The organism is Dactylosporangium sp. CA-092794 (genome assembly GCF_050948465.1).
GTDB lineage: Bacteria > Actinomycetota > Actinomycetes > Mycobacteriales > Micromonosporaceae > Dactylosporangium.
This window is the reverse complement of record NZ_CP192044.1, coordinates 11149671-11172210: the sequence shown is the minus strand read 5'-3', so window position 1 is coordinate 11172210 and position 22540 is coordinate 11149671. Positions and strand designations below refer to the sequence as shown.

The window sequence follows — 22540 nt, the reverse complement described above, 5'->3', positions numbered from 1 at the left end:
GCGCGTCACCCGGCCGGTGTCGTCCAGGCCCGGACCGTTGCTCGCCGCCAGCCACACCTCGCAGCGCCGTTCAGGCTGACTGCGAGGGCCGATGTCGCGGCCGCAGCTGGCGCGGGGCCTTGTAGTCGCTGAGCTTGATCCGGCGCCAAGCGAACAGCCACTCCCGGACAACGTTGTCGTCGGCGACGCCGCAGCCAGCCAAGAGCGCGCTGAGCGCCTCAAGCGATGGAAGCCTGTCCCTCCTGCGCATCAGGTCGCCTACCGTGCTCGACGAGAGCTGCATACGGTAGGCCAACTCCCGGACCGGCGGGTCGCCGGCCCAGATCTTCAACCGCCGCATGTAGTCGTTGAAGTCGGCGGCATTCTGAGCCGTGATCGGTATCGGTGGCGGCCCGTTGAGCTCCCGCAGTGCCATCTGCCGCCACTCCCGCCGCGTCATGGCCGAAGCCGGCGCGAGGACCTCGGTGTTGCCGACGCGGACCGGGGCTGGAGACCGGGAGAACTCGCTGGCGTTCTCCCAGCGTGTTCGCCAGTCGGCAAGATCCCCACCGCAAGCAGTGACGATCTTGCTCAATACGTTCCAAGTCGGCAGCTCGTCGCCGCCCTGCGCATTGGACAACGTGCCCAGCGACATCCCGGTGCGCTCCCGCAAGTCGCGCAGGGTCAAGCCGGCCTCATCCACCAGCAGCCGGACCTGGCCGGCAAGATTACCGACCCGGCCCGGCCGCGTGATGGGCTTCTTGGCGCGCCCCATGACTCAGCTCACGCGTCGCAGCACGCTGGCGGCAACACCGCCAGCGCCGACGATGACCGTGATGATCGCGGCCTCCCCGAAGCCCATGGCCATCAAGGCAAGCGCGCTGACGATGACGAGCGCGGCGAAGCCCAGGCGCAGCGCGAGCGCCCCGGTGGACTGGCCGTTGCCGCGCGGCGTGGCGGTCGAGGAGTGATCCGGCGTCGTGGCCGCGGGCGGCAGCAGCGACGCCGGCCGGTCGAAGTCGACAGGAGCGGGCGCCGGTGCGGGAGCGGAAGAAGCCGGCTGCTCGCCGGCCCCCTCCTGCGGGAAGAGAGCCATGACGTTCTCCAAGAGTCCGTTGGTCCGGTATGCCCGCTCACGCCGGATTGCCGTCCGGCGCGCGCGGGCACGTGAACCAACGATCCCGCAGCCTTCTGTCAATAGTCCAGAGGGCCTCGCTACTTATTTTGACGAATTTCAGACCCTATCATGAAACGATCCGAGCGTTTATAAGAATTGTTTTTTGGAACGTTCGTAGGTGTGCGATTCCAATGAACTGGATGAACAATCGTGAAGCTAGATCATCTATGTTTTGGCAGCTCAAGGCTATGATCAACAAATTTTGTTCAGTCGCGAAGTCCGACTTTGGCCGACCATGTACGAAGGTGTTCCGAAGCGGCGTGAACAACCCGGTAATGGACTGGCTGGCTCCGGTCGGCCCTGGCGCAAGAAGTCCGTTGGTCCGGATGTGAAGCGGTCAGGAATCAAGATCGGCAGGCAGTCGTGACCGGAAGTTGAAGGGAGCTCGTCTTGTTGCCGCAAGATCCCTTCTGCCGTCCCCCTCAAGTTGGACGACATGCAGCCGGCTCACCGCACAGCGTGCCGGCGCAGCCCGGCTTGATGGCCGCGGTCAACGAGCCGGGCTGCACGCGCGCCGCCGCCGAAACGCTCCTCTTCGTGCTTGTCGGGTACATCGTCTGGGCGGTCATCACGATCATCGACATTTCCAGCTCCAGCCCCGCGAAGCGGCACCCTGCACGAGCGCCACGGAAGCACCCCAAATGGCGGCGTGCCCCGCAGAAGCCTCCCAGCGGCCGGCCTGCAGGGCGACTTCCTCATCTACTCCGAGGAGCTCACGGAGGTCCTCTCCATCAACGGCCTGGAAGGTGTCGACCGCCTCACCGACGTCGACCCCCAGCAAGCCGGTGGCGCCAGCTGCACACAGTGGAGGACCGGAGGAGTCTGATCGTCCCGGGGTGAATGACCGGCGTCCCGATGAAGAGCTGATCCCCTGCCCAGCCCAACCGAGCTGCACGTCAGTGCGCCGAGCCCGGGGCCCAGATCCCAGCTCACCGACGGACGCCGGCGATCGCGGCGAAGACGGACGCCGCCGTGCCGAGCGCCAACGCCCAGCCCGGGCTGTGCAGGGCGATCACGGCCGCAGGTACCGCCGCGGTCAGCGCGCCGGTGACCGTCAGCCACCGTCGGGTGCCAGGTCGGCGGGCCGACTTGTCCGCGTGCTTCATGACGGAGTCCCTTTCCCTTCTGCTCGCCCAGGGGCCCGGGCGGTGCTCCTGCAAGCGGACCAGAACGGGCAGCCAGGAATCTGCACGAGATCGCGGGGCTGTAACGGCGCGATGCCGTCGTCCCCGATACGGTCGGCTGGTGCCCCGCAAGCCTGCGAGCCGCGCTGACGAGCAACTACTCGACGCTGCCCGGCTCCGAAACGCCCCCACGACCATCACCAAGCTCGAGCGGTGGCGTGCGGCCGGGCTGGTGCCGCCCAACCTGATCCGCTCGCTCGGCCGTGGCCGGGGCACCACATCGACCGCACACCGCGACGCGCTGGACCTGGTGGTCTGGCTCGTCCAGCACGCCCGCCCGGGCCGTCGCCCGCACGATCTCGCGCTCAAGGCATTCGGCGACGGGCTCCCCGTCCCGCTCACGACGGTCAGGGCGGCCTGGCGGGCCGCCGTGCACCGCCTCGTCGTGCCCGGCGAGCAGAGTGCACCCGTCCCGGCCGGAGCGGAGGAGCGCGCCGAGCGGGCGTGGGACCTGGCCGAGCGCGCCGCCGCCGGCCGCCGGACCGGCATAGTCGTCATCCCGCGCCGGATGCGCCGGATCGACGCACGGATCACCGGCTACGGCATGCCGTGGAACGTGCCCGACCTGGCGCAGTACGACCGGGGTCTCGCCGGCTCCGAGCCGGTCATGGCCAAGGAGTTGACCACCTTCGCCGTCGCCGGCGTGCTCGCCGGCGCGGCCGAACTGACCGGCCCGGCCATGGCCCCATACGTGCGGGCCGTCCTGCCGCCCGGCGCGGCCAGCCCGATCGCGTCCTGGATGGAGTACCCGGAGGGCGACATCCGCGACGCCGCTGATGTCGCCGACGACACCGGCCTGCGTCTGCTCCCAGCCGGTGACGTCCGGCAACACCTGCTACGCGTCATCGACGGAGCCCCGCCCGAGCAACTCCGCGCCGCGTGGCGGGCGGCGGCCGACATGCGCGCGTGGGCGCTGGGCGAGTGCGCCGCGGTCGAGGCCGAGCTGGACAGTGGAGCGCTCGGCGACGCCACCGTCCGCTGGATGCTCGCAGCCGCGATCGGCCTGCCTCGCTTCTTCGTCCGTGACGTGCTGACCGACCGCCGCTGGTCCACCGCCACACGGGTCGCCACCGCGATCACGTTGCTGGACTTCGGGGCCGGGATGCAGCGCCTGCGCCAGTTGGTGCCCGACGCCCAATTCGATCTCTTGCCCCAGATCCTGCCGCTGTTCCTGCACGAGCTTGCCGGCGCGGCCGCACCGGCCGCGCAGTGCGAGGCTGATGTTCCGGGTCGGCGCACCGAATCCTGACACGCCCAACCACACCCACTCAGGACCCACGCGGGCCTGGCCGGGCCATCCCGCTCAGGGCTTCGCCCGCCCTGTACGCCCGCCCAGCCTTCACCTGGCGTGGTGCGGCGTGCCGGTCAGCACTCACGTCTCGGTGGGCCCGTCCATGGCGGTCCTGTGCCGAGCGCTGGCCGGGGTCTGCACGCAGCGCCAACGCGAGCTCGGCGACCTGGCCAAGACTGGCCTGATGATCTGCCGCGAGTCGTTCGAAGGTGCGTAGCCAAACTCGTTCGGCTCGGTAGCGCTGATGTTGAGCAATGAGCCGCTCGGCGGCGGGGACGACGGTGCACACTGTAATGGCGAGAAGTGAGAGCCAGGGCAGCCACAAGAGGTGAGGTGACACCAGGAACTCCATGGTTTGTATCCGCCGGAACGGCCGGCGGTACCGCGTCATGGTGTGTTTGGTGTGCTGCCCCGGTGGCGTCAGCCTCGCCAGCGGTTGGACCTGATGTTAGCGCCCGTGTGGTGTGACGGTAGGCGCCGCTGGGAGGCGCCACCTCGTTGTTAGTGCTCGTCGGTCATCTCGATGTCAGCAGATGTGTCACGGCTGACAGCTTGGAGTGTTTCGCTGGCCCTCGCGGCGCCGGCTGGGTCCCCGGCCTGTCCCCGCCAGTGGGCGAGGTGGTGGCGGCCGGTCAGGGTGTGGGGGTGGTCGGGGCCGAGCACCCGCAGGGAATCGATGAGTAGCTGCTTGAAGGCGGTGGCGGCGCCGGCTGGGTCCCCGGCCTGTCCCCGCCAGTAGGCGAGGTTGTTTTGGGTGACCAGGGTGTGGGGGTGGTCGGGACCGTTCACCCGCAGGCGGTCGGCCAGCAGTTCCTCGGTGGCGCTGGCGGCGCCGACCGGGTCCCCGGCCTGTGCCCGCCAGTAGGCGAGGTTGTTGCGGGCAGTCAGGGTGTCGGGGTGGTCGGGGCCGAGCGCCCGCAGGTAATCGGTGAGCAGCTGCTGGTAGGCGTCGATGGCGCCGGCCAAGTCCCCAGCCTCGGCCCGCCGGGAGGCGAGGCTGCCGCGGGCAGTCAGGGTGTCGGGGTGGTCGGGGCCGAGCACCCGCAGGCAATCGGTGAGCAGCTGCTGGTAGGCGGTGATGGCCGGTCTTACCAGGCCGGCGTTGCCCAGGCTGGTGGCTGCGGTGAACAGCACCTCATGTGCGTCGGGGGTGAGGAGCCGATCGCCGGTGTTGTCCCGGAGGGCTGTGGTGTTGGCGCGCAGGGCCGTGGCGTAGGCGGCGTACCGGTCGGGGGCCACACGGCCGTCGTCGTGGGCGTAGTGCTGCTTGCCGTCGCACTCGATCACCACGCGGACGCGGTGTGGCAGCAGCAGGAGAAAGTCCATCCGCCGGGGATGCAGCACGCGCGCTGGCGCCGGGTGGCGGCTTCGGTTGTACGGGTCGTAGTGCAGGTACACCTGCGGGATCAGCGCGGGAATGTCCGGGCCGAGGCGGACGTAGCGCTCGGCGTACGCGCTGAGCACCCGCAGCTCGGCGCCATTGCCGTCGAGGGACTGCTGCAGCCTTCGATAGAGGCTGCGCTCAACCTCGACCGTCGGTGCCTCCATGGTCCCGTCGCGGGCTGCCCACCAGGTGGTGAGGTCGCGCCAGGTCAGCCCGTCCGCACTGAGCGGCCGGTCGTAGACGAGGCAGTGCTCCTCGTGGCGCACGATGCGCAGGTCGTTGTTGACCGCGTCGGCGAGCACGATCTCGGGCTTGGGCCCGACCGCCGCGAAGATCAGGTTCTTCATCGTGCCGCGCACGCCCTGGCCGATGCGCTGCCAGTCGAAGATCGGGGCGCCGCTGATCGCGTCGACCTGGACGATCTCGTAGCCGTCCACGGCTAAGTCGATGTTGAAGAACGCGAGCAGGTCATGCACCTCGCCCAGGTCATGTCGCACATCCGGGTGCAGCATCTCGACAAGGAAGCGCAGCAGGGGCCGGTCACCTTCAGCCAGGCCAAAACGCTTGTCGGTGAAGATCCAGTAGTCATCCCAGTCGAGGTTCGCGACCCGGTGCTGATCTCACGTCGCCCGTTGCGTGTCCTGGTCCGGCGGGGCGGCGCTGACCACGGTGACCTTGTCCCCGCCGAGCAGCGGCGCCCCGTCGGGTTCCCGCCATCTGGTCCACCACCGCAGGTGGCGAGTGCTGGCGGGTGTCGGGGTGCCGGTAAGGAGTCCGCCACCAGGTGCCAGGTAGCTGTCAGTAATCCGGACTTGACCCGAGGGGTGGTTCGCGGGAGGCTTCGCCTCGTCATGGTGGCGCGGGGGCGGGGGCCTGCCGAGGCGTGGGAGCCGGGTTGGCCCGTCCGTTGGAGTTCGACGAGTTGGTGGAGCATTTCACGCTTGTTGACGAGGATCTGAAGCTGCTGCGGAACAAGTCGGGGCCGACAAGGCTCGGGTTCGCCTTGTTGATGAAGTTCCTGATCTGGCGGGGTCGCTTTCCACGCGGGCGGGCGGAGTTGCCGGACAACGCGGTAGATCATGTTGCGCGGCAGGTGGGGGTCTCGGCGGCGGAGCTGGGTCTGTACGACTGGGATGGGCGGCAGATCAAGCGGCATCGGGTGGAGTTGCGCCGGGTGCTGGGCTTTCGGGAATGTTCGGTCGCGGACGCGGAGAAGCTGACGTTCTGGCTGGCGGGCAGCGTCGCGCACGCCGAGCGGCGGGTGGAGCAGGTCCGGCTGGAGTTGTTGGCGTACTGCCACGCCGAGCGGATCGAACCGCCGGAACGGACGCGGGTGGAACGGATCGTGGCCTCGGCGCTGCGGCAGGCCGAGGAGGCGTTGTTCGCCCAGGTTGCGGGCAGGTTGGGCGCACCGGTCGTGGCGCGGCTGCTGGATCTGGTGGCACCGGCCGCAGGCCGTGACAGCGCCGGTGGTGACGATGCGGCCGGGGTGTTGGCGCTGATCCGGTCGGTGCCGGGCAACGTCAGCCTGGAGTCGATGCTGACCGAGATCAACAAGTTGCTCGCCGTGCGGGAGGTGGCGATCCCGGCGGACGTGTTCGCCGGGATCGCGCCGAACGTGGTGGCCGGGTGGCGGGGGCAGGCGGCGGTGGAGTCCCCGTCGCATCTGTGGGCGCACCCGAACCGGGCCAAGACGGTGACGCTGCTGGCGGCGTTGCTGCAGGCCCGGCAGCGGGAGATCACCGACGCCCTGGTGGAGCTGCTGATCTCCACGGTGCACCGGATCGGGGCGCGGGCGGAGAAGCGGGTAACCGAGGAGTTGGTCAACGCGTTCAAACGGGTGACCGGCAAGGAGAACATCCTGTTCGCGGTGGCCGAGGCGGCATTGGCCGCGCCGGACGACCCGGTACGGCAGGTGGTGTTCCCCGCGGTGCGGGGTGGGGAGGCGACCCTGCGGGACCTGGTCTATGAGTACAAGACCAAAGGCCCGGTGTACCGGCGGATCGTGCGGACCACGTTGAAGGCGTCCTACACCAACCACTACCGGCGCGGCCTGATCCGACTGGTACAGGTTCTGGCCTTTCGCAGCGGCAACAGCACCCATCGGCCGGTCCTGGATGCCCTGGAACTGGTCGGCCGGTACACCACGGCGGGAAACCTGAGGTACTACCCGCTCGCGGAACGCCCGCCAGTGCATCGCAGCACTGGTGGGGACTGGGCTGACCTGGTCGGCGCTGTGGACAACCGGGGCCGGCGGCGTACGGTGCGGATGGCCTACGAGGTGGCCACCTTCCAAGCGTTGTGCGACCAGCTGCGGTGTAAGGAGATTTGGGTCGACGGGGCGGAGAAGCGGCGCAACCCCGACGAGGACCTGCCCCGCGACTTCGACGAACGCCGGATCGAGCACTACGCCCGGCTGCGAAAGCCGCTCGACCCGAGCGAGTTCATCACCGCCCTCCAGACGGAGATGCGCGCCGAGCTGGCCGCACTGGACGCCGAGTTGCCCCGGCTGGGGTGGGTGGACATCGCCGAACGCAAGGCCGGCGCGATCCGGCTCACCCCGCTGGACCCCGACCCGGAGCCGCGGAACCTACGCCAGATCAAGGCCGAGGTCCACCGGCGGTGGGGCACCGTCCCGCTGATCGACATGCTGAAGGAGGCGGTGCTGCGCACCGGCTGCCTCACCGTGGTCACCTCGGTCGCTGGGCGGTCCGCGATCGGTGCCGAGGACCTGGCCGAGCGGCTCATGCTGGCGATCTACGGCTACGGCACCAACACCGGCATCCGGGCGGTCGCCGCCGGCGAACACGGCCACAGCGAGGACGACATCCGCTACGTGCGTCGCCGCTACCTGACCCCCGACGCGGCCCGGGCCATCGCCGTGCAGATCGCCAACGCCACGTTCGCCGCTCGCACCCAGACGATCTGGGGTGAGGGCTCCACCGCGGTGGCGTCGGACTCCACCCATTTCCGGGCCTTCGACCAGAACATATTCACGGAGTGGCATTCCCGATACGGAGGCCGCGGCGTGCTCATCTACTGGCACGTCGAACGTGGGTCGGTGGTGGTGCACTCGCAACTGCTGTCCTGCTCGGCATCCGAGGTCCACGCGATGGTCGAGGGGGCGATCCGGCACGGAACGTCGATGAGCGTGGCCGGGAACTACGTCGATTCCCATGGCCAGTCCGAGATCGGGTTCGGCATCACCCGACACTTCGGCTTCGACCTGCTCCCTCGGATCAAGCAGATCAACAAGGTGCGCCTATACCGGCCGGCGAGCGGCGAACCGGACACCTATCCACGCCTGCAGCCGGCGTTGACCCGTCCGATCCGCTGGGACCTGATCGCTCAGCAGTACGACCAGATGGTCAAGTACGCCACGGCGATCCGGGTCGGCACCGCCTCCACCGAGGCGATCCTGCGCCGCTTCACCCGCACCGCGTCGCACCCGACTTATGCGGCGATGCTGGAGGTCGGGCGGGCGCAGAAGAGCATCTTCACGGCCCGCTTCCTCCGCAGCCGCGAGCTGCAACGAGAGATCAACAGCGGGTTGAACGTGGTCGAGTCGTGGAACCGAGCCAACGCGGTCCTGTGCTGCGGCAAGGGCGGCGAGTTGGCCACCAACCGCCGCGAGGAACAGGAAATGACCATGTTGTGCCTGCGCATCTTGCAGGCGGCCCTGGTCTACGTCAACACCCTGATGCTGCAGGACGTCCTCGTCGACGACGACCGGGCGGCGCTGCTGACCGGACCGGACCGTCGAGGGCTGACCCCGTTGTTCTGGCAGCACGTGCTGCCCTACGGCGAGATCCGACTCGACATGAGCCGGCGCCTCGGTTTGGCCGTTGCGGTGTCGGCAGGTGCCGATGCGTGACCCACGCGGACGCCGACGGCGTTGGCCATGGACCGCGCTGGCGTGCCTCGGGGTCCTCGCGCTGGGCTGGTACTGGTTGGGGCCGGCGGTGCTCGGCGGACTCACCGACTACGCCGAGGCCGACCTGCCAACCCGGGATCAGCTCAGCAGCGCGGCCAGCCTGTGGGTGGGTATCGCCTCGCTCCTGGTGTCCGTCGTCGGCCCGATGGTTCAGGTTCGTTACGAGCGACGTGCGGCGCTCGCCGCGTCGATGGGGTCGACTGGTGGACCGCCACCTCCGGCAGGAATGGCGTCACTGGATATTCCATACGCGATGGCGGCGCAGGACGTTCACGGGCGGGACGCGCTCATCGCCGAGCTGACCGACCTGTACCGCTGGCGGGCACGTCATCGGCTCCGGATCCATGTGCTGCACGGGATGGGCGGATCCGGAAAGACCACCGTGGCTCTGCAGGCCGCACACAGGCTTCAGAAGGCCGGCGTCATCGTGTGGTGGGTATCCGCCGCCGACGCGACAGACCTGCGGACCGGGTTGCGGCAGGTGACCACCCGGCTGGGTGCCACAGCGCAGGAACTCGACCGAGACTGGGCCGACAACGCCCCCGACGTGCTGTGGCGTCGCCTTATGGAATGTCCGGGCCGGTGGCTGCTGGTCATCGACAACGCCGACGACCCACGAATGCTCGCCCCCGACGGAGAAACCGTCGCGGCGCAGCGCGGCTGGATCCGCCCGTTCAGCACCCGCCGCGGTGCGATCGTCGTGACCACCCGCGACGGTGATCCGCGGACGTGGGGCGCGTGGTGCCAGCTGCGGCACGTCGGGACACTGTCCACCGTGGACGGTGCCCAGGTCCTCCTCAGCCACGCCGGGTCCCGTGCCGGCACTGCGGCCCAGGCTGCGGCTCTTGCCACCCGGCTGGGCGGGCTCCCTCTCGCTCTCGGGTTGGCCGGACGTTACATCGCCGACAGTTGGCCGCCACTGCCCGGCTCGATCGGCACCTTCGCCGCCTACCAGGCCGCGCTCGACGTCGACGGCGCCAGCGCCGTGTTCATCGACCCTGGTGGCACGCTGAGCCCGAACCAGGCCCGCGCCGTCATTGCCCGCACATGGGAACTGTCCCTGGATCTGCTTGACGAACGCGGCCTGGCGCAGGCCCGTCCGCTGCTGCGGCTGCTATCCCTGCTGGCCGATGCGCCGATCCCTTACCCGCTCATCCTCCACCCTATGATGTTCGCGGCCTCGCCGCTGTTCGCTCAGATCGACGCCGCCCGCCTGCACGGGCTCCTTCACGCCCTCAGCACGCTGGGACTACTCGATCTTGACAACACCTCCACCGACGGTGCCGACCCGACCAGCACACCAACGATGGCCACGCTGCGGTTACATCTACTGATCCGGGACACCAGCCGACATCACCTCGAAGTCTCCGGAGACACGGCGGCGTCCCTCACTCTCGCCACAGGTTTGCTGGAGCGGGCCACGGCAGATGCGGGCCCACCCCGTGACCCGACCACCTGGCCGCGCTGGCGCGCCCTCAGTCCGCACTGCTTTCATCTGATGGCCCTTGTTTCCGCGCAGTCCAATTCCAACGCTCAGATGACGGTCCAGGCGGCAACCGCGGCGCTCCGGGCGGCCCGATACCTGGCAGAAACCGGCCTGTACACCGCCGCCTTGACCCAAGCCACCACGATCCTGGACACCGTTCAGCGGGTTCTCGGCGCTGAGCATCCGGCGGTCCTCCAAGCGCGCCACGACGTTGCTCTGTTTACCGGACGGGCGGGTGATGCGGTGGCCGCCCGCGACCAGTACGCCGCCCTGCTCCCGATACGCGAGCGGGTCCTGGGTGCCGAACACCCCGACACCCTGTCCACCCGGCACACACTGGCCAGCTGGACGGGGAACGCGGGTGATGCGGTGGCCGCCCGCGACCAGTACGCCGCCCTGCTCTCGATACGCGAGCGGATTCTGGGTGCTGAGCACCCCGACACCCTGGCCACCCGGCACAACCTGGCACGGGAGACCGGGAACGCGGGTGATGCGGTGGCCGCCCGCGACCAGTTCGCCGCCCTGCTCCAGCTGTTCGAGCAGGTGCCCGGTGCCGAGCACCCCAACACCCTGGCCACCCGGCACAACCTGGCACGGGAGACCGGGAACGCGGGTGATGCGGTGGCCGCCCGGGACCAGTTCGCCGCCCTGCTCCCGCTGTACGAGCGGATTCTGGGTGCTGAGCACCCCGAGACCCTGGCCACCCGGCACAACCTGGCCTGGGCGACCGGGAACGCGGGTGATGCGGTGGCCGCCCGGGACCAGTTCGCCGCCCTGCTCTCGATACGCGAGCGGGTCCTGGGTGCTGAGCACCCCGACACCCTGGCCACCCGGCACAACCTGGCACGGGAGACCGGGAACGCGGGTGATGCGGTGGCCGCCCGCGACCAGTTCGCCGCCCTGCTCTCGATACGCGAGCGGGTCCTGGGTGCTGAGCACCCCGACACCCTGGCCACCCGGCACAACCTGGCACGGGCGACCGGGAACGCGGGTGATGCGGTGGCCGCCCGCGACCAGTTCGCCGCCCTGCTCCCGATACGCGAGCGGGTCCTGGGTGCCGAGCACCCCGACACCCTGGACACCCGGCACAACCTGGCCTACTGGACCCGGCGAGTAACTCCCTCATAAACGGTCGTCTGCGATAGACCTCAACCAGAACGATCATGAATCTCGGCGACCGCAGGTCATCGCCCTGCCCGGCTCTCACATTCGCCATCACATTTTCAACATCACACAACACGGCGATGATGTTGGGTTGCGATAGGCTCCCGGTCTATGGGCCACAAGATCGGGTACGCCCGGGTCTCCACCGCCGACCAGGACCCGCAACTTCAGCTCGATGCCCTCGCCGCCGAGGGCTGCCTCAAGATCTACACCGACAACGCGACCGGCACCAAAGCCGACCGCCCGCAATGGAATGCCTGCCTCGCCGACCTACGCCCCGGCGACACCCTGATCATCTGGAAGATCGACCGACTCGGCCGTAACCTGCGCGACCTGGTCGACATCGTCACCGCCCTCGAAGCCCGCAACGTCGGCGTCAAGTCGCTGACCAACGGCATCGTCGACACCACCACCGCCCACGGCAAGCTCGTCTTCGGCATGTTCGCCCTCATGGCCGAGTACGAAGCCTCCCTGATCAAGGAACGGACCGTGGCCGCCGCTCGCGCCCGTGGCCGCAGCGGCGGCCGTAAGCCGAAGATGACCCCGGCCCTGATCGGCAAGGCGCAACGGATGTACGACTCGCGCCAGTTCACCATGGCCGAAATCGCCGCCTCCTGCGGCGTCACCCCGATGACGATCTATCGCAACATCCAGACCACGGTGCCGGCGGCAGGCTGAGACACCACATCGGGTGGCTACCTGGCACTTCCTGACAGCTTCCTTACCCGCGCCCCGTGTCGGCGCCGGCGGCGTGGATGGCCCCCGGCCCTGTTGCGGTCGTCGATGCACCGCGCGCCGGCGGCCGCGGCGAAGCTGGGCGGAGGCGATGCCGGTGGGGGGCCGATGCTGCTGGTAGCGGCGTTGCGCCCGGGCGTCCACTTGACCCGGTCGTACCGACCGGGTCAAGTGGGAAATCCGTGGAACCAGTGGAACCAGCGCACGGAAAGTCTGCGACATCTTGGCCGACGGGTCCGCTACCGTGGTGCCAGTCACTAGGGCAACGGGTTACCCGGTAACGGGTAAAACAGCCGGGGCCGGCCGCGCGTTTGACCGCACGACCGACCCCGTCTCCTACACGGTCAACGGCGTCGCCTGAAGAACCACGTCGCTGACCAGCCGATGCGCACGAGGGCCACCATCCACGTGATGGGGTCCTCGTGGTGCATCAGCGCCTCGACGAGCGCGCTGATGACCTGCAGGCCCACCGTGTACAGCCGCTCGTCGCGGCCGCGGTGTGACGGTCCTCGGTGCATCGGGTCGTGCTCCGGGCCGGCTCGATGCCGTCCCGGCTGGTGCCGGCCCCGTCCGCTGTGGTGCGTCACCGCACCCCCTTCCCGCCCCGGACGTCGCCTGGACGTGTTCCAGGCGCACGGTCCGATAGGCGGCCGCGCTACCGGAGGACGGGTTCGCGACGCGGGGACACGCTGCACAGCGATGGAGCCGTCACTGACGGTCTCATGTCGCGCCGACTTCTTTGCCGACCTTCGCGCGCGTGTCGCACCCCCGTTCGACCCGGCATGCTTGCGGGCGTCCGCACGGGTGGTCCGCCGCCATGAACAGGCCGTGCCTCAGTACGGCTGCAGCGCGAAGAACTGGTTGTGCGCGGAGCTCCACCACCATCTGGGGATCCCGCTGAGCGCCGCGGGGACGACCGGCAGGTACTCCGTGCGGCCGGTGACCGGCGAGACGGCCCAGTCGTGCCGGGTCGCGGCCCAGGCATGGTCGCCGACGAGGACGGCCACGACGCCGAGGCTGGCCAGGGGCACAGCGGCCTGGTACGGGCCGGGCAGCGGCGCGATCGGGATGCGCCACTCGCGCTCCTCGAGCCAGTCCGACGATCCGGTGTCCAGCCGGACCATCCTGGCCTGCGCGCGGGTGCTGCAGGTCTGCCGCAGCTCGTAGTACTCGTCGCCGCGGACGTACCACACCGGACCGCCGCCGGCCTCATACACCTTCTGCCGGTCGAAGACCAGGCCCCACGGCTGATACTGCCGGCGCGTGATCAGGAAGCCCAGGCCGTTGAGGGTGGCCTCGGTCAGGCAGACCGCCGGGTCACCGCCCGAGTGCGTCGTGAAGGCCCACAACTGGCCACTCCACAGAATCGAGGCGAGCCGCTCCTGCGCGGACATCGCCGCGACGTGCTGAGGGATTCCCGTCTGCGAGCTGGAGCGGTGGCAGAAGTGCGTCAGCAGCCCGGACATGTCTGGGTGTTCGACCGGACGCAGCAGCGGCTTCGGCACTGGCACGACCGACGCCATCGGCACCGGATGCGGCGGCAGGAATGTGGGATCAGGCTGCACGGCGGTCAAGGTACCGGTCGGGCGCCGCCGACACGCCGTGCTCATGCTGAGCGGCCGCGAGCAGCACTCGCCGGGAACCTGCCTGGCCGTCGGCCCCGCCAGGACGGCACGACACGGGCGAGGGAGCCGGCTCGCGAGCTCAGCTCAGCGGCGGTGCCGGCGGTTGTGGTCGTCGTTCTCGGCGGTGATGCGCGCTGCGGCGGCCACCTCACCAGCACCGTCTGGGACCGGCGGCAGCTGCAGCAGGATGTCCTCGGCAACTACCCGTGACCGCGGACGTAGCTCCGCTCGTTGTGATGGATAGGTCGCTACCTAACCACCATTGGCAGAGCCGATAAGGTGCTGATATGCGTCTGTTCAATGTTCGCTGTACCCGGAATCAGGCAGACCGGTTGGCCGCGGTCGTCGAGGTCGAGCTCGACGCCGAGCGGACGTGGTGGAAGGCCGAACGGCAGGCTCTCGCCGACAGGGCGGACGCCCTGGGCCTGACCGCAGCCGAGCGCGCGCAGCTGGCGGATGCGCTGCAGGCCCGCCATGAGCAGCTGCGCGCCGCCGGCGAGCTGCGTGGTACCCGAACCGCGGTCGTCCTGCCCGCCCTGCGGCAGTTGCTCGACGAGCGCGGCTGGAGCGCCAGGCGGTGGCGGCCGGTGCCCCCGACCCGCCGCGGCCGGCCGTGGGGCACCCATGACGAGGCGTTCGAGGCGAGGGTCAACCTCTACCTTCCCGACGCGCTCGGCGAAACCCTGGCCCGGGCCTGCCACTGGACGTCGGCGCCAGCCGTCGCCGCGCTGCAGAAGTGGTACGACCAGCACGGCGACCACTGGCGAGGCCAGCTGCACAACCACGGCACTCGCTGGGCCGGCGCGGGACCCAGCCACGCCGACCTGGCCGCCCGGGACCAGCTGGTCAAGGGCATCCAGACCACCGGCAAGGTGCTGCGTGAAGCAATCAGCCGCGCCTTGGCCGAGGCGAAAAGGTAACAGCCTAACCACCGTCTAAAGTGGCTCTGACCTGGTATTTCTATTTGACATATCGAGCTTATGCCGTCTCGGTGCGGGCACGTTGGAGATTCGGGTGCAGGGCGACCTGGCCGAGGCGCAGGCGTTCCTCGAGGTGCTGCGTGCCGGCGGCATCGAGGTCCTGGTGGGCGGGCGCAAAGACCGCGGCGAGTTCGTGCACCAGTACGCGGTGATCAAGATGGCCGACTACGCGCCGGCCGCGGCGCCACCGGCCGGTCCGGTCCGGGTGCCCGCCGTCCAGGGCCGCGCGCTGCCGGGCAGCCGGCGGCCGAGGCGGCGCGGATGACCGGGCTCGACTCCTACGCCTCGTGGCGGGACGTCCCGTCGCACCTGCTCAGCGCGACGCTGCTCGGCGAGCTGGAGTTCCCGCGGAAGCCGGATCCGGCCGCCCGGGCGGCGCTCGTGCACACCCGGGACTGGTCGGATCACGACACGACCGTGACGCTGTTCGACGCCCGCCGGTGCCCGCCGACCGGGGCGTCGGCCGGGCAGCTCGCCGCCGCGGCGGCCCGGGCCACCCGCAGCCGGGTGTGCGCCGACTGCGCGGCGTGGTGCCAGCGGCTGCTGCCGGTCGACCTGGACGGTCGGCCGCTGTGCCCGGCGTGCCGCAGCGTGCTGCTGCTGCGCCGGGCCCAGGCCCAGGCCGCCGACGATCGCGCGGCCGCCGCCGCGCAGCTGCACACCGCGCTGCACTGGCCCGACGTCGCCGTGCTGCAGGTGGATGTCACCACCCCCGAACGGACCCCGGGGCTGAGGAAAATCCGTACAGGAATTAACGCTAAGGATGATCTTGCGGACGGGGCAGCGGCCGCGCGGTGAGGGCACGTACGGTGTCCGGCTGTGCCCGTCGAGTTCCTGTCTGATGATCAGGCCGCCGCGTACGAGCGGTTCGTTGGCGACCTCACCCGGTCCGAGCTGGAGGGCTTCTTCCTGCTCGACGGCACCGCGCTGGACCTGATCGCGAACAAGCGCGGAGAGCACAACCGTCTGGGGTTCGGGCTCCAAATCGGAACGGTGCGGTACCTGGGCCACTTTCTGACGGAGGATCCGCCGGAGGTGCCGTGGTCGGCGGTGGAGTACGTCGCCAGCCAGCTGGACATCGCGGACCCCTCGGTGATCAAGAGGTACACCGAGCGGAAGCCGACGGCGTACGAGCACTCGTGGGAGATCCGCGCCGCGTACAGGTACCGCGACTTCGCCGACCCGGGAGTGCACGAGCCGCTGGTGGAGTTCATGTCCGCCCGGGCCTGGATCCACGCCGAGGGTGCGGTGGCGATGTTCGAGCAGGCCAAGGCGTGGCTGCGCCGCGAGCGGGTGCTGCTGCCCGGGGTCAGCGTGCTGGCCCGGCTGGTGGCCACGGTGCGGGAGGAGACCGACCAGCGCATGTACCGCACCCTCGCGGAGGCGGCGGCCGGCGCTGACGTGGAGTTGCCGCTGCGGCTGCGCGACCTGCTAGAAGTGCCGGAGGGCAAGCGGTTCTCCGAGCTGGAGCGGCTGCGCAAAGCCCCGCGGCGGGACTCCGGCCTGGCGATGAGTCAGGCCCTGGGCCGGGTCGACGAGGTGCTCGGTGTTGGCGCCGGCGCCGCGCAGGTCCAGGCGGTGCCGGCCAACCGCATGGCGGCCCTGGCCCGCTACGGCATGGCTGGCAAGGCGCCGCTGCTGAAGAACCTGACCGAGCCGCGCAAGACGGCCACGCTGCTGGCCACCGTGCGGCAGTTGGAGGCCGCCGCGGTTGACGACGCGCTGGACCTGTTCGACTCGCTGATGGCCACCCGACTGATCAGCCCGGCCCGGCGGGCCACGGACAAGGCGAGGCTGGCGGCGATGCCCCGGCTGGAGAAGGCGTCCGCGACGCTGGTCGCGGTGACCCGCACCGTGCTGGAGTTACTGGACGCCGCGTCCGGGCCGGTCGACCTCGCGCAGGTGTGGGCCGCGGTCGAGCGCGTGGCCGGACCACGGGATCAGGTCGCCGGCGCGGTGGCCACCGTGGCGGAGCTGGTACCCGACGAAGATTCGTGGGGGGCGGACAACCGGCAGGCCATCGCCGCGCGGTACGGCGTGGTCCGCCCCTTCGTCCGGCTGCTGGCCGAGACGCTGCCACTGCACGCCGCCCCGGCCGGGGTGGCGCTGCTGACCGAGATCCGCGGTGGCCTGCCCACCCTGCTGCGCCGCCAAGTCAGCCGCAAACCGCTGACCGCGGCCGACCTGAACATGATGCTGGTCCCGCCGATGTGGCGCCGCGCGGTACTGGACAACCCGGCGCTGGACGGCGCCGCCGACCGCGACGCGTACGTGATGTGCCTGCTCACCCAGCTACACGCGGCGGTGCGCCGCCGGGACATCTTCGCCGAGCCGTCGCTGCGCTGGACAGACCCGCGGGCCCGGCTGCTGGACGGCCCGGACTGGTCCGCGGTCCGGGAGGACGTGCTGGCCGGTCTCGGCCTGACCGCGCCGGTCGAGCAGCACCTCGCGGAGTCCGCCACCGCGCTGGACGCGGCCTGGCGGCAGCTCGCGCAGCGCATCGAGGAGGCCGGGCCGGCCGCCAGCGTGCGGGTGGTACCAGGCGACGGGGGCGGATGCGGTTGTCGGTGCAGCGGCTGGAGAAGCTGGGCGACCCGCTGTCGCTGGTCGACATGCGCAAGCGGGTCGCGGCGATGCTGCCGATCGTCGACCTGTCTGAGCTGCTGATGGACGTGCACTCCTGGACCGGGATGCTTGACGCCTACACCCACGTCGGCGGGCTGGCTACCAGCATGGACCTGCTGCCGGTCAGTGTGGCGGCGCTGCTGGTCGCCGACGCCTGCAACGTCGGCCTGGTCCCGGTGACCCGCCCGGGCGACCCGGCGCTGTCCCGCGACCGGCTCTCCCATGTGGACCAGAACTAATGTGCGCGCCGACACGCATGCCGCCGCCAACGCCCGCCTAGTGGACTACCAGGCCCGCATCGGTATCACCGAGCTGTGGGGCGGCGGTCTGGTCGCCTCCGTCGACGGGCTGCGGTTCCGGGTGCCGGTGCAGACCATCCAGGCCGGACCCAGCCCGAGGTTCTTCGGCTACAAGCGGGGCATCACCTGGCTGAATGCGGTCAACGATCGGTTTGCCGGGCTCGGCGCGATCATCGTCACCGGCACCGTGCGCGACAGCCTCTACATCCTGGACACCCTGCTCAACCTCGACGCCGGGCCGAAGCCGGAGATGGTGGCCACCGACACCGCCTCGTACTCCGACATCGTGTTCGGCTTGTTCCGGCTGCTGGGCTACCGGTTCTCCCCACGTATCGCCGACCTCGGGGGTACCGGGTTCTGGCGTGCGGACGTGCCCGGGCAGCCAGCCGGGGATTACGGGCCGCTGAACGCGATCGCCCGCAACCGGGTCAACCTGGACCGGATCGTCACGCACTGGCCGGACATGCTGCGGGTGGCCGGCTCCCTGATCACCAACCAGGTCCGCGCATACGACCTGCTCCGCATGTTGACCCGCGACGGGTACCCGACCCCGCTGGGGCAGGCTCTGGCCGAGTACGGCCGTATCCCGAAGACGCTGCACCTGCTGGCGATGGTCGACCCGGTCGACGAGACGTACCGGCGCACCGTCACCCGGCAGCTGAACATCGGCGAGTCCCGCCACGCCCTGGCCCGTAAGATCTTGCACGGACACCGCGGCGACATCATGCAGCCCTACCGGGCCGGGCAGGAAGACCAGCTCGGCGCGCTCGGCTTGGTCCTCAACGCCGTGGTGCTGTGGAATTCGCGATACATCGACCTGGCCGTCAATGTGCTCCGCGGGCAGGGCTACCCGGTACGCGACGAGGACGCCGCCCGGCTGTCTCCGCTGGCGTACGCGCACATCAACATGAGTGCGCACGGTACCCGCACGCGTGCGGGCAACCGGTTACGGAGTTTGCGAGGGCTCGACCGGGCGGCTGCTGGTGTTGTATGAGTTCTTGGCGGCGACCACGGCCGCCTGGATGTGCTCGGGGTCGACGCCGTGTACGTTGAGCGGCGGGCGCACACGCCGGAGAAGTTCGGCCTCGATGGTTGCCGGCTCCGCGTCCTCCGCCCAGGTCAAGCGCAGGTGCGCGTACATCCAGGCGGTCAGCCGCGCCTCATCCTCAGGGACCAGGACAACACGATCGGTCCAGGTTGTCCGGTAGCCCTCGGACACAAGAAGCCCGGCCAATGTACGGCGCAGCGTCGAGCTGCCCGAACGCCGCAGATGGTTGCGCAGGATCCTGCCCCGCAGGCTGGTCGCCCGTCCGAGATACAGCAGCCGTAGCGACGGGGCGCTCTCATTCGGCGGCCCGGGGAGGTCGGGAAAGATCGAAGGAGCGGCCCACCAGGCGTAGACACCGCCGCCACGGCTGAGTCGCTTGACGGCGACACCGAGTCCGACCGGTACGCCGGAGAGCAGCCGCAGGGCCTCCTCGACCCGGGCTCGGTCGGTTGGGACGTCAGCAGGTGGCGTTTCGAGAGTGGTCATCGAGACCATGCTAGGCGTCCCGGCGCGTTGGCTCACGTCGCATAGACTCGATCAATTTCGGCAGCCCGGCGCCTATAGTCACGAATCGGTTGACGTCAGATGCTCTGCACCGAACCGTACGGTCCGTACGAAGTCTTCGAGACCACTGGCGGGGTGCACGAAGACATACTCGCTGGCCGCCCGAACCTGGAATGCGTTCAACTCCTCCACGACCTCGACGGGCACCACGCCGACCGCTGAGGGGCCGAACGCGATCAACGACCGAGGGGTGAGCGGCATAAACACCCGGATTGCGTCGCCGATCGCCACGCCTTCCTCTGGGCCCAGTCGGCCGAAGCGGTCCAAGGAAACCACCGGCGAATCACCGATGAGGAACATTCCCTCCGCTGGATGCAGCAGTTGCACCGGCTTATCGGCCATCCACTGACGACATCGCCTAAACATTCGCTCCACACTCGCCCGGAACATCAGGCCGCTGTGGAAGTCCGCGTCCCTCTTCCGAACTAACACCCTATCAAAATACAAGTCATGGTCTTCGTCGCCGCGTGGCGACCGGCCAAACTGGCTACGAAATCCTTGCTCATACCCCGGCGTGTTCGGGGCCCGTCGCCGCACTTCCGCCCGGACCTGCTCATAGCCGCGCTTGTGGACGGTCCACAGGCTGCGACTTCGAACGTAGTGCAGCGCCACAATATCCCGGACGACCCCGAGCGCATCGGGATCGGCGTGCAGGCGGTCCTGTTCGCAGAGCTTAATAACCCGCGGTATGAGGGTCTCGGTCTTACCCCACAGTGCCTCGGCCGATCGCGACGCCCGCGGCACGAAGTTGGGCACTTTACCCACCCCACGCGGGCCCTTCACGAGGACCTTCGCATCGCGATCGGTGACGCTCACCGCATGGAGGAGCCGGTTATTGTTGGTGAACTGCTTGGAAACCACCTTCGAAAGAACATGTTGCTCTTCGACGTTGTCGTCTGCTTCGGCTCGGAGCTCTTCAATATGAAGGGCTAGGGTACTCGGATCGAGGGGGTCCATGGCGCTCACACATCTATGGTCGCATCATCGTCAAAACACATTTGCGATGTAACCGGATGGCCGTCGACAGCGCCATGACCTGCGGTCCATGTGTGGATCATCGCGGTGGCTCACTACTGGCGGGACGGACCCTGTCACAGGGATAGGCATCCTCCCGCGACACCAACGTGCCCACAGTGTCGGCTTCCTGGTACGCCACCGCCGAAGGCGTGCTTAGTCGCCTCACAGGCGACTTCGATCTGGCCATCGCGCCCAGCACGCTTGATCTGCTCAACCTCGATCGAGACGACGTTGAGTCGGAGCTATTGTCCGCGATGGATTTGCACCATCGTCGCTCGGAGGGCGGTGCGATGTCTGGCACCGCCGCACATCAGGGCGACAGTAGGCGCCGCTCGGCGGCAGCCGCATCCCGGCGAAAGTTCGACTGCTGGGGGTATGCCCAGTCTGGAAAGCGTTCGTTCCAGAGCCGGAATCGTTCCGCCCAGGGCTTGTCTGCGTGCTCGGCCCCGGCAAACGCCGCCAACCGCAGATGTTTCACCGTCGTCCGTCGCCGGCCCGCGTGGTGGTACTCGGCGCGAGCGCGTTCGAACGCAGAAACCACCTCCCGCGAGCTCGCGCCCGGGTCGACATCCAAGACAATCCGCCGTGCCCAGTCCAGCTCGGACTCGTACCGAACCTTCACCACCGGAACCGTTGTCCGCACCGCCGCGATCATCGGCGGTACGCCTGTCAGGACGAACACCGTCGCCTGCGCCGCTTGCCAGCTGAAGGTGGTGGCCAAGGTCATACTGAGTTGGCCCAACTGATCCAGCCCGCCGTTGGCCGTCACCGTTCGACGACGGACACCCCTATCGCCCGGCAGCGCGTAGGCCAGGAGGCGGCTCGAGAAGTGGACGCCGGTCGTCACAGCGGCGATTGGCGGGTCGAACCGCGGCACCGGGCCGTCCCACTCCACCGCTGTTCCAGGTGGGATCGTGAATGATACGTCCGATGTCCGCTCGCCGTCTCGATCCGCCTGGTTGTTCAACCAGTCCTCGACCTCGGACCGCGCGATGAGACCGCCCGGAAGATAGGCTGCCCGGAACCTCACCACGTCTGGATCCTCGGCGGCGTCGCGGGCTACGAGCTGGGACAGCGCCCACATCCGCTCCTCACCAACGTCCGGCCCGTCCACGTTGGCAACCGATGCGGCTAACGTGTCCACCGGCCGTGCCGTCAGGAGCGACCGGATCTCCCGAGCCCGCTCGACCAACCAATCCGGGTCCTGGCCGCCAACCATGACCTCCTCGACGTACTGCCCATACAGCAGCATCGACCACACCGCCGGAAAGTTCCTGGACCGCAACTCTCCACAGACGTACGCCTCAAGGTCCCCCTCTTGCATCGGTTAAGCGTATCCGTATTAGATGCAACAACATCTGTGGGCATGGAACCCAACGCGCGCCTCACTCGACTCATCAACAAAATCCAACGGATGCGACGCCTCATTACCGAGCTGACTGCTCTGCTCACCGCGACCGCCGCGCTCGCCGGAGTCATCATCAGCTTCGTCCGCTGAACTCATCGCCAGGCTCGGGCCCAAGGCGCCGGTCCGGAAGGGTCGATCTCCACCGCGCGGTGGCGCTGATCATCGGCGTCCTCGCCGACCAAGCCGGCATCGCCACTGCCCCCTCGCCGCCACTGCCGACATCCCCCTCGACTAGGCGGATACGCCATCATCGGCCTGTTCATGCCCGCCCTGGGCGGTCGCGACCGCCGTGTGGAAACTCGGCCCCGGCCGAGGAGCACTGGACCGCACGACTCGCCGTATCGGCGGACGACACCGCTTGAGCGGGATCGGTGAATGACCCACAGCAGCGGCCGATGCCGACGATGTCGCAGTGCGGCGATGCCTAACCTGAGGTCGGGCATCGCCGCGCATGCGTACACCATTTTGGCTGTTCAGGCCGCTGCCGTTCGGTACGGGAAGCAGGTAGCGGATACGTGGCTTCGATGATCAACACGCCTGACGGTGCGGCGCAGTTCTTTTGGTGCCCCCGGCTAGAGACAAACCTGCACGGCTTGGCCGTGCAGTTGCATGCGTTGAGCTGGGCCGATGCACGGGTTGA

General features: G+C 69.1%; 20 protein-coding genes and 2 pseudogenes. 12 read left to right on the top strand and 10 right to left on the bottom strand.

What is annotated here, in order from left to right:
• Nucleotides 1–70: 70 nt before the first annotated feature.
• From ACQPXD_RS48230 to ACQPXD_RS48220, 3 genes are all read right to left on the bottom strand, one after another.
• Nucleotides 71–754 (bottom strand): helix-turn-helix domain-containing protein, encoded by a 684-nt coding sequence (locus ACQPXD_RS48230; protein WP_432830551.1) that lies wholly within the window; start codon nucleotides 752–754, stop codon nucleotides 71–73.
• A gap of 3 nt (nucleotides 755–757) precedes the next feature.
• On the bottom strand, nucleotides 758–1087 hold the full coding sequence (locus ACQPXD_RS48225) for a hypothetical protein (RefSeq protein ID WP_432830549.1): 330 nt from the start codon (nucleotides 1085–1087) through the stop codon (nucleotides 758–760).
• A 491-nt stretch (nucleotides 1088–1578) separates the two neighbouring features.
• Nucleotides 1579–1740 (bottom strand): hypothetical protein, encoded by a 162-nt coding sequence (locus tag ACQPXD_RS48220; RefSeq protein WP_432830547.1) that lies wholly within the window; start codon nucleotides 1738–1740, stop codon nucleotides 1579–1581.
• Between the two features lie 65 nt (nucleotides 1741–1805).
• Here ACQPXD_RS48220 and ACQPXD_RS48215 point away from each other — a divergent pair, with 65 nt between their 5' ends.
• The gene (locus ACQPXD_RS48215) at nucleotides 1806–1982 is read left to right on the top strand and encodes a hypothetical protein (protein WP_432830545.1); all 177 of its coding nucleotides are present in this window, start codon (nucleotides 1806–1808) and stop codon (nucleotides 1980–1982) included.
• A 103-nt stretch (nucleotides 1983–2085) separates the two neighbouring features.
• On the opposite strand, the gene ACQPXD_RS48210 is transcribed toward ACQPXD_RS48215, so the two are convergent.
• Nucleotides 2086–2262 (bottom strand): hypothetical protein, encoded by a 177-nt coding sequence (locus ACQPXD_RS48210; RefSeq protein WP_432830543.1) that lies wholly within the window; start codon nucleotides 2260–2262, stop codon nucleotides 2086–2088.
• A gap of 139 nt (nucleotides 2263–2401) precedes the next feature.
• Here ACQPXD_RS48210 and ACQPXD_RS48205 point away from each other — a divergent pair, with 139 nt between their 5' ends.
• Both ACQPXD_RS48205 and ACQPXD_RS48200 read left to right on the top strand, forming a co-directional pair.
• Nucleotides 2402–3589: a hypothetical protein gene (locus ACQPXD_RS48205; RefSeq protein WP_432830541.1), complete on the top strand. Its 1188-nt coding sequence runs from the start codon at nucleotides 2402–2404 to the stop codon at nucleotides 3587–3589.
• Between the two features lie 109 nt (nucleotides 3590–3698).
• Nucleotides 3699–3848, top strand: a complete 150-nt coding sequence (locus ACQPXD_RS48200; protein WP_432830539.1) for a hypothetical protein — start codon at nucleotides 3699–3701, stop codon at nucleotides 3846–3848.
• 284 nt (nucleotides 3849–4132) lie between these two features.
• Here the strand turns inward: ACQPXD_RS48200 and ACQPXD_RS48195 are convergent, their stop codons facing one another.
• On the bottom strand, nucleotides 4133–5593 hold the full coding sequence (locus ACQPXD_RS48195) for a tetratricopeptide repeat protein (protein WP_432844224.1): 1461 nt from the start codon (nucleotides 5591–5593) through the stop codon (nucleotides 4133–4135).
• A gap of 317 nt (nucleotides 5594–5910) precedes the next feature.
• On the opposite strand from ACQPXD_RS48195, the gene ACQPXD_RS48190 reads away from it, so the two are divergent.
• From ACQPXD_RS48190 to ACQPXD_RS48180, 3 genes are all read left to right on the top strand, one after another.
• Nucleotides 5911–8889 carry a Tn3 family transposase gene (locus ACQPXD_RS48190; protein WP_432830537.1) on the top strand — a complete coding sequence of 993 codons (2979 nt, stop codon included), beginning with the start codon at nucleotides 5911–5913 and terminating at the stop codon, nucleotides 8887–8889.
• Between the two features lie 88 nt (nucleotides 8890–8977).
• Nucleotides 8978–11563, top strand: a complete 2586-nt coding sequence (locus tag ACQPXD_RS48185) for a tetratricopeptide repeat protein (RefSeq protein WP_432830535.1) — start codon at nucleotides 8978–8980, stop codon at nucleotides 11561–11563.
• Nucleotides 11564–11710: 147 nt separating this feature from the next.
• Nucleotides 11711–12277: a recombinase family protein gene (locus tag ACQPXD_RS48180; protein WP_432830533.1), complete on the top strand. Its 567-nt coding sequence runs from the start codon at nucleotides 11711–11713 to the stop codon at nucleotides 12275–12277.
• A gap of 401 nt (nucleotides 12278–12678) precedes the next feature.
• Here the strand turns inward: ACQPXD_RS48180 and ACQPXD_RS48175 are convergent, their stop codons facing one another.
• Together ACQPXD_RS48175 and ACQPXD_RS48170 are read right to left on the bottom strand one after the other, a co-directional pair.
• Nucleotides 12679–12921, bottom strand: coding sequence for a hypothetical protein (locus ACQPXD_RS48175; protein ID WP_432830531.1), 243 nt, complete (start codon nucleotides 12919–12921; stop codon nucleotides 12679–12681).
• 246 nt (nucleotides 12922–13167) lie between these two features.
• Nucleotides 13168–13899, bottom strand: coding sequence for a hypothetical protein (locus ACQPXD_RS48170; protein ID WP_432830529.1), 732 nt, complete (start codon nucleotides 13897–13899; stop codon nucleotides 13168–13170).
• A 392-nt stretch (nucleotides 13900–14291) separates the two neighbouring features.
• Between ACQPXD_RS48170 and ACQPXD_RS48165 the strand changes: the two genes are divergently transcribed.
• The 5 genes and pseudogenes from ACQPXD_RS48165 to ACQPXD_RS48145 all read left to right on the top strand — a co-directional run.
• On the top strand, nucleotides 14292–14879 hold the full coding sequence (locus tag ACQPXD_RS48165) for a hypothetical protein (RefSeq protein WP_432830527.1): 588 nt from the start codon (nucleotides 14292–14294) through the stop codon (nucleotides 14877–14879).
• Nucleotides 14880–14973: 94 nt separating this feature from the next.
• Nucleotides 14974–15204, top strand: a complete 231-nt coding sequence (locus ACQPXD_RS48160) for a hypothetical protein (RefSeq protein WP_432830525.1) — start codon at nucleotides 14974–14976, stop codon at nucleotides 15202–15204.
• Nucleotides 15201–15737 carry a hypothetical protein gene (locus ACQPXD_RS48155; RefSeq protein WP_432830523.1) on the top strand — a complete coding sequence of 179 codons (537 nt, stop codon included), beginning with the start codon at nucleotides 15201–15203 and terminating at the stop codon, nucleotides 15735–15737. The genes ACQPXD_RS48160 and ACQPXD_RS48155 overlap by 4 nt, the downstream gene beginning before the upstream one ends.
• A 21-nt stretch (nucleotides 15738–15758) precedes the next feature.
• Nucleotides 15759–16220, top strand: a pseudogene (locus ACQPXD_RS48150) (DUF4158 domain-containing protein); the annotation flags it as partial.
• Nucleotides 16221–16547: 327 nt separating this feature from the next.
• Nucleotides 16548–18773, top strand: a pseudogene (locus ACQPXD_RS48145) (Tn3 family transposase); the annotation flags it as partial.
• Between the two features lie 36 nt (nucleotides 18774–18809).
• Here ACQPXD_RS48145 and ACQPXD_RS48140 read toward each other — a convergent pair.
• From ACQPXD_RS48140 to ACQPXD_RS48130, 3 genes are all read right to left on the bottom strand, one after another.
• Nucleotides 18810–19397 carry a GIY-YIG nuclease family protein gene (locus tag ACQPXD_RS48140; RefSeq protein ID WP_432830521.1) on the bottom strand — a complete coding sequence of 196 codons (588 nt, stop codon included), beginning with the start codon at nucleotides 19395–19397 and terminating at the stop codon, nucleotides 18810–18812.
• A 78-nt stretch (nucleotides 19398–19475) separates the two neighbouring features.
• Nucleotides 19476–20432 (bottom strand): DUF4238 domain-containing protein, encoded by a 957-nt coding sequence (locus ACQPXD_RS48135; protein ID WP_432844222.1) that lies wholly within the window; start codon nucleotides 20430–20432, stop codon nucleotides 19476–19478.
• Nucleotides 20433–20802: 370 nt separating this feature from the next.
• A complete protein-coding gene (locus ACQPXD_RS48130; RefSeq protein WP_432830519.1) occupies nucleotides 20803–21816 on the bottom strand; it encodes a hypothetical protein in 1014 nt (337 codons plus the stop codon).
• 42 nt (nucleotides 21817–21858) lie between these two features.
• Between ACQPXD_RS48130 and ACQPXD_RS48125 the strand changes: the two genes are divergently transcribed.
• On the top strand, nucleotides 21859–21990 hold the full coding sequence (locus ACQPXD_RS48125) for a hypothetical protein (protein WP_432830517.1): 132 nt from the start codon (nucleotides 21859–21861) through the stop codon (nucleotides 21988–21990).
• The last annotated feature ends 550 nt before the right edge of the window (nucleotides 21991–22540 follow it).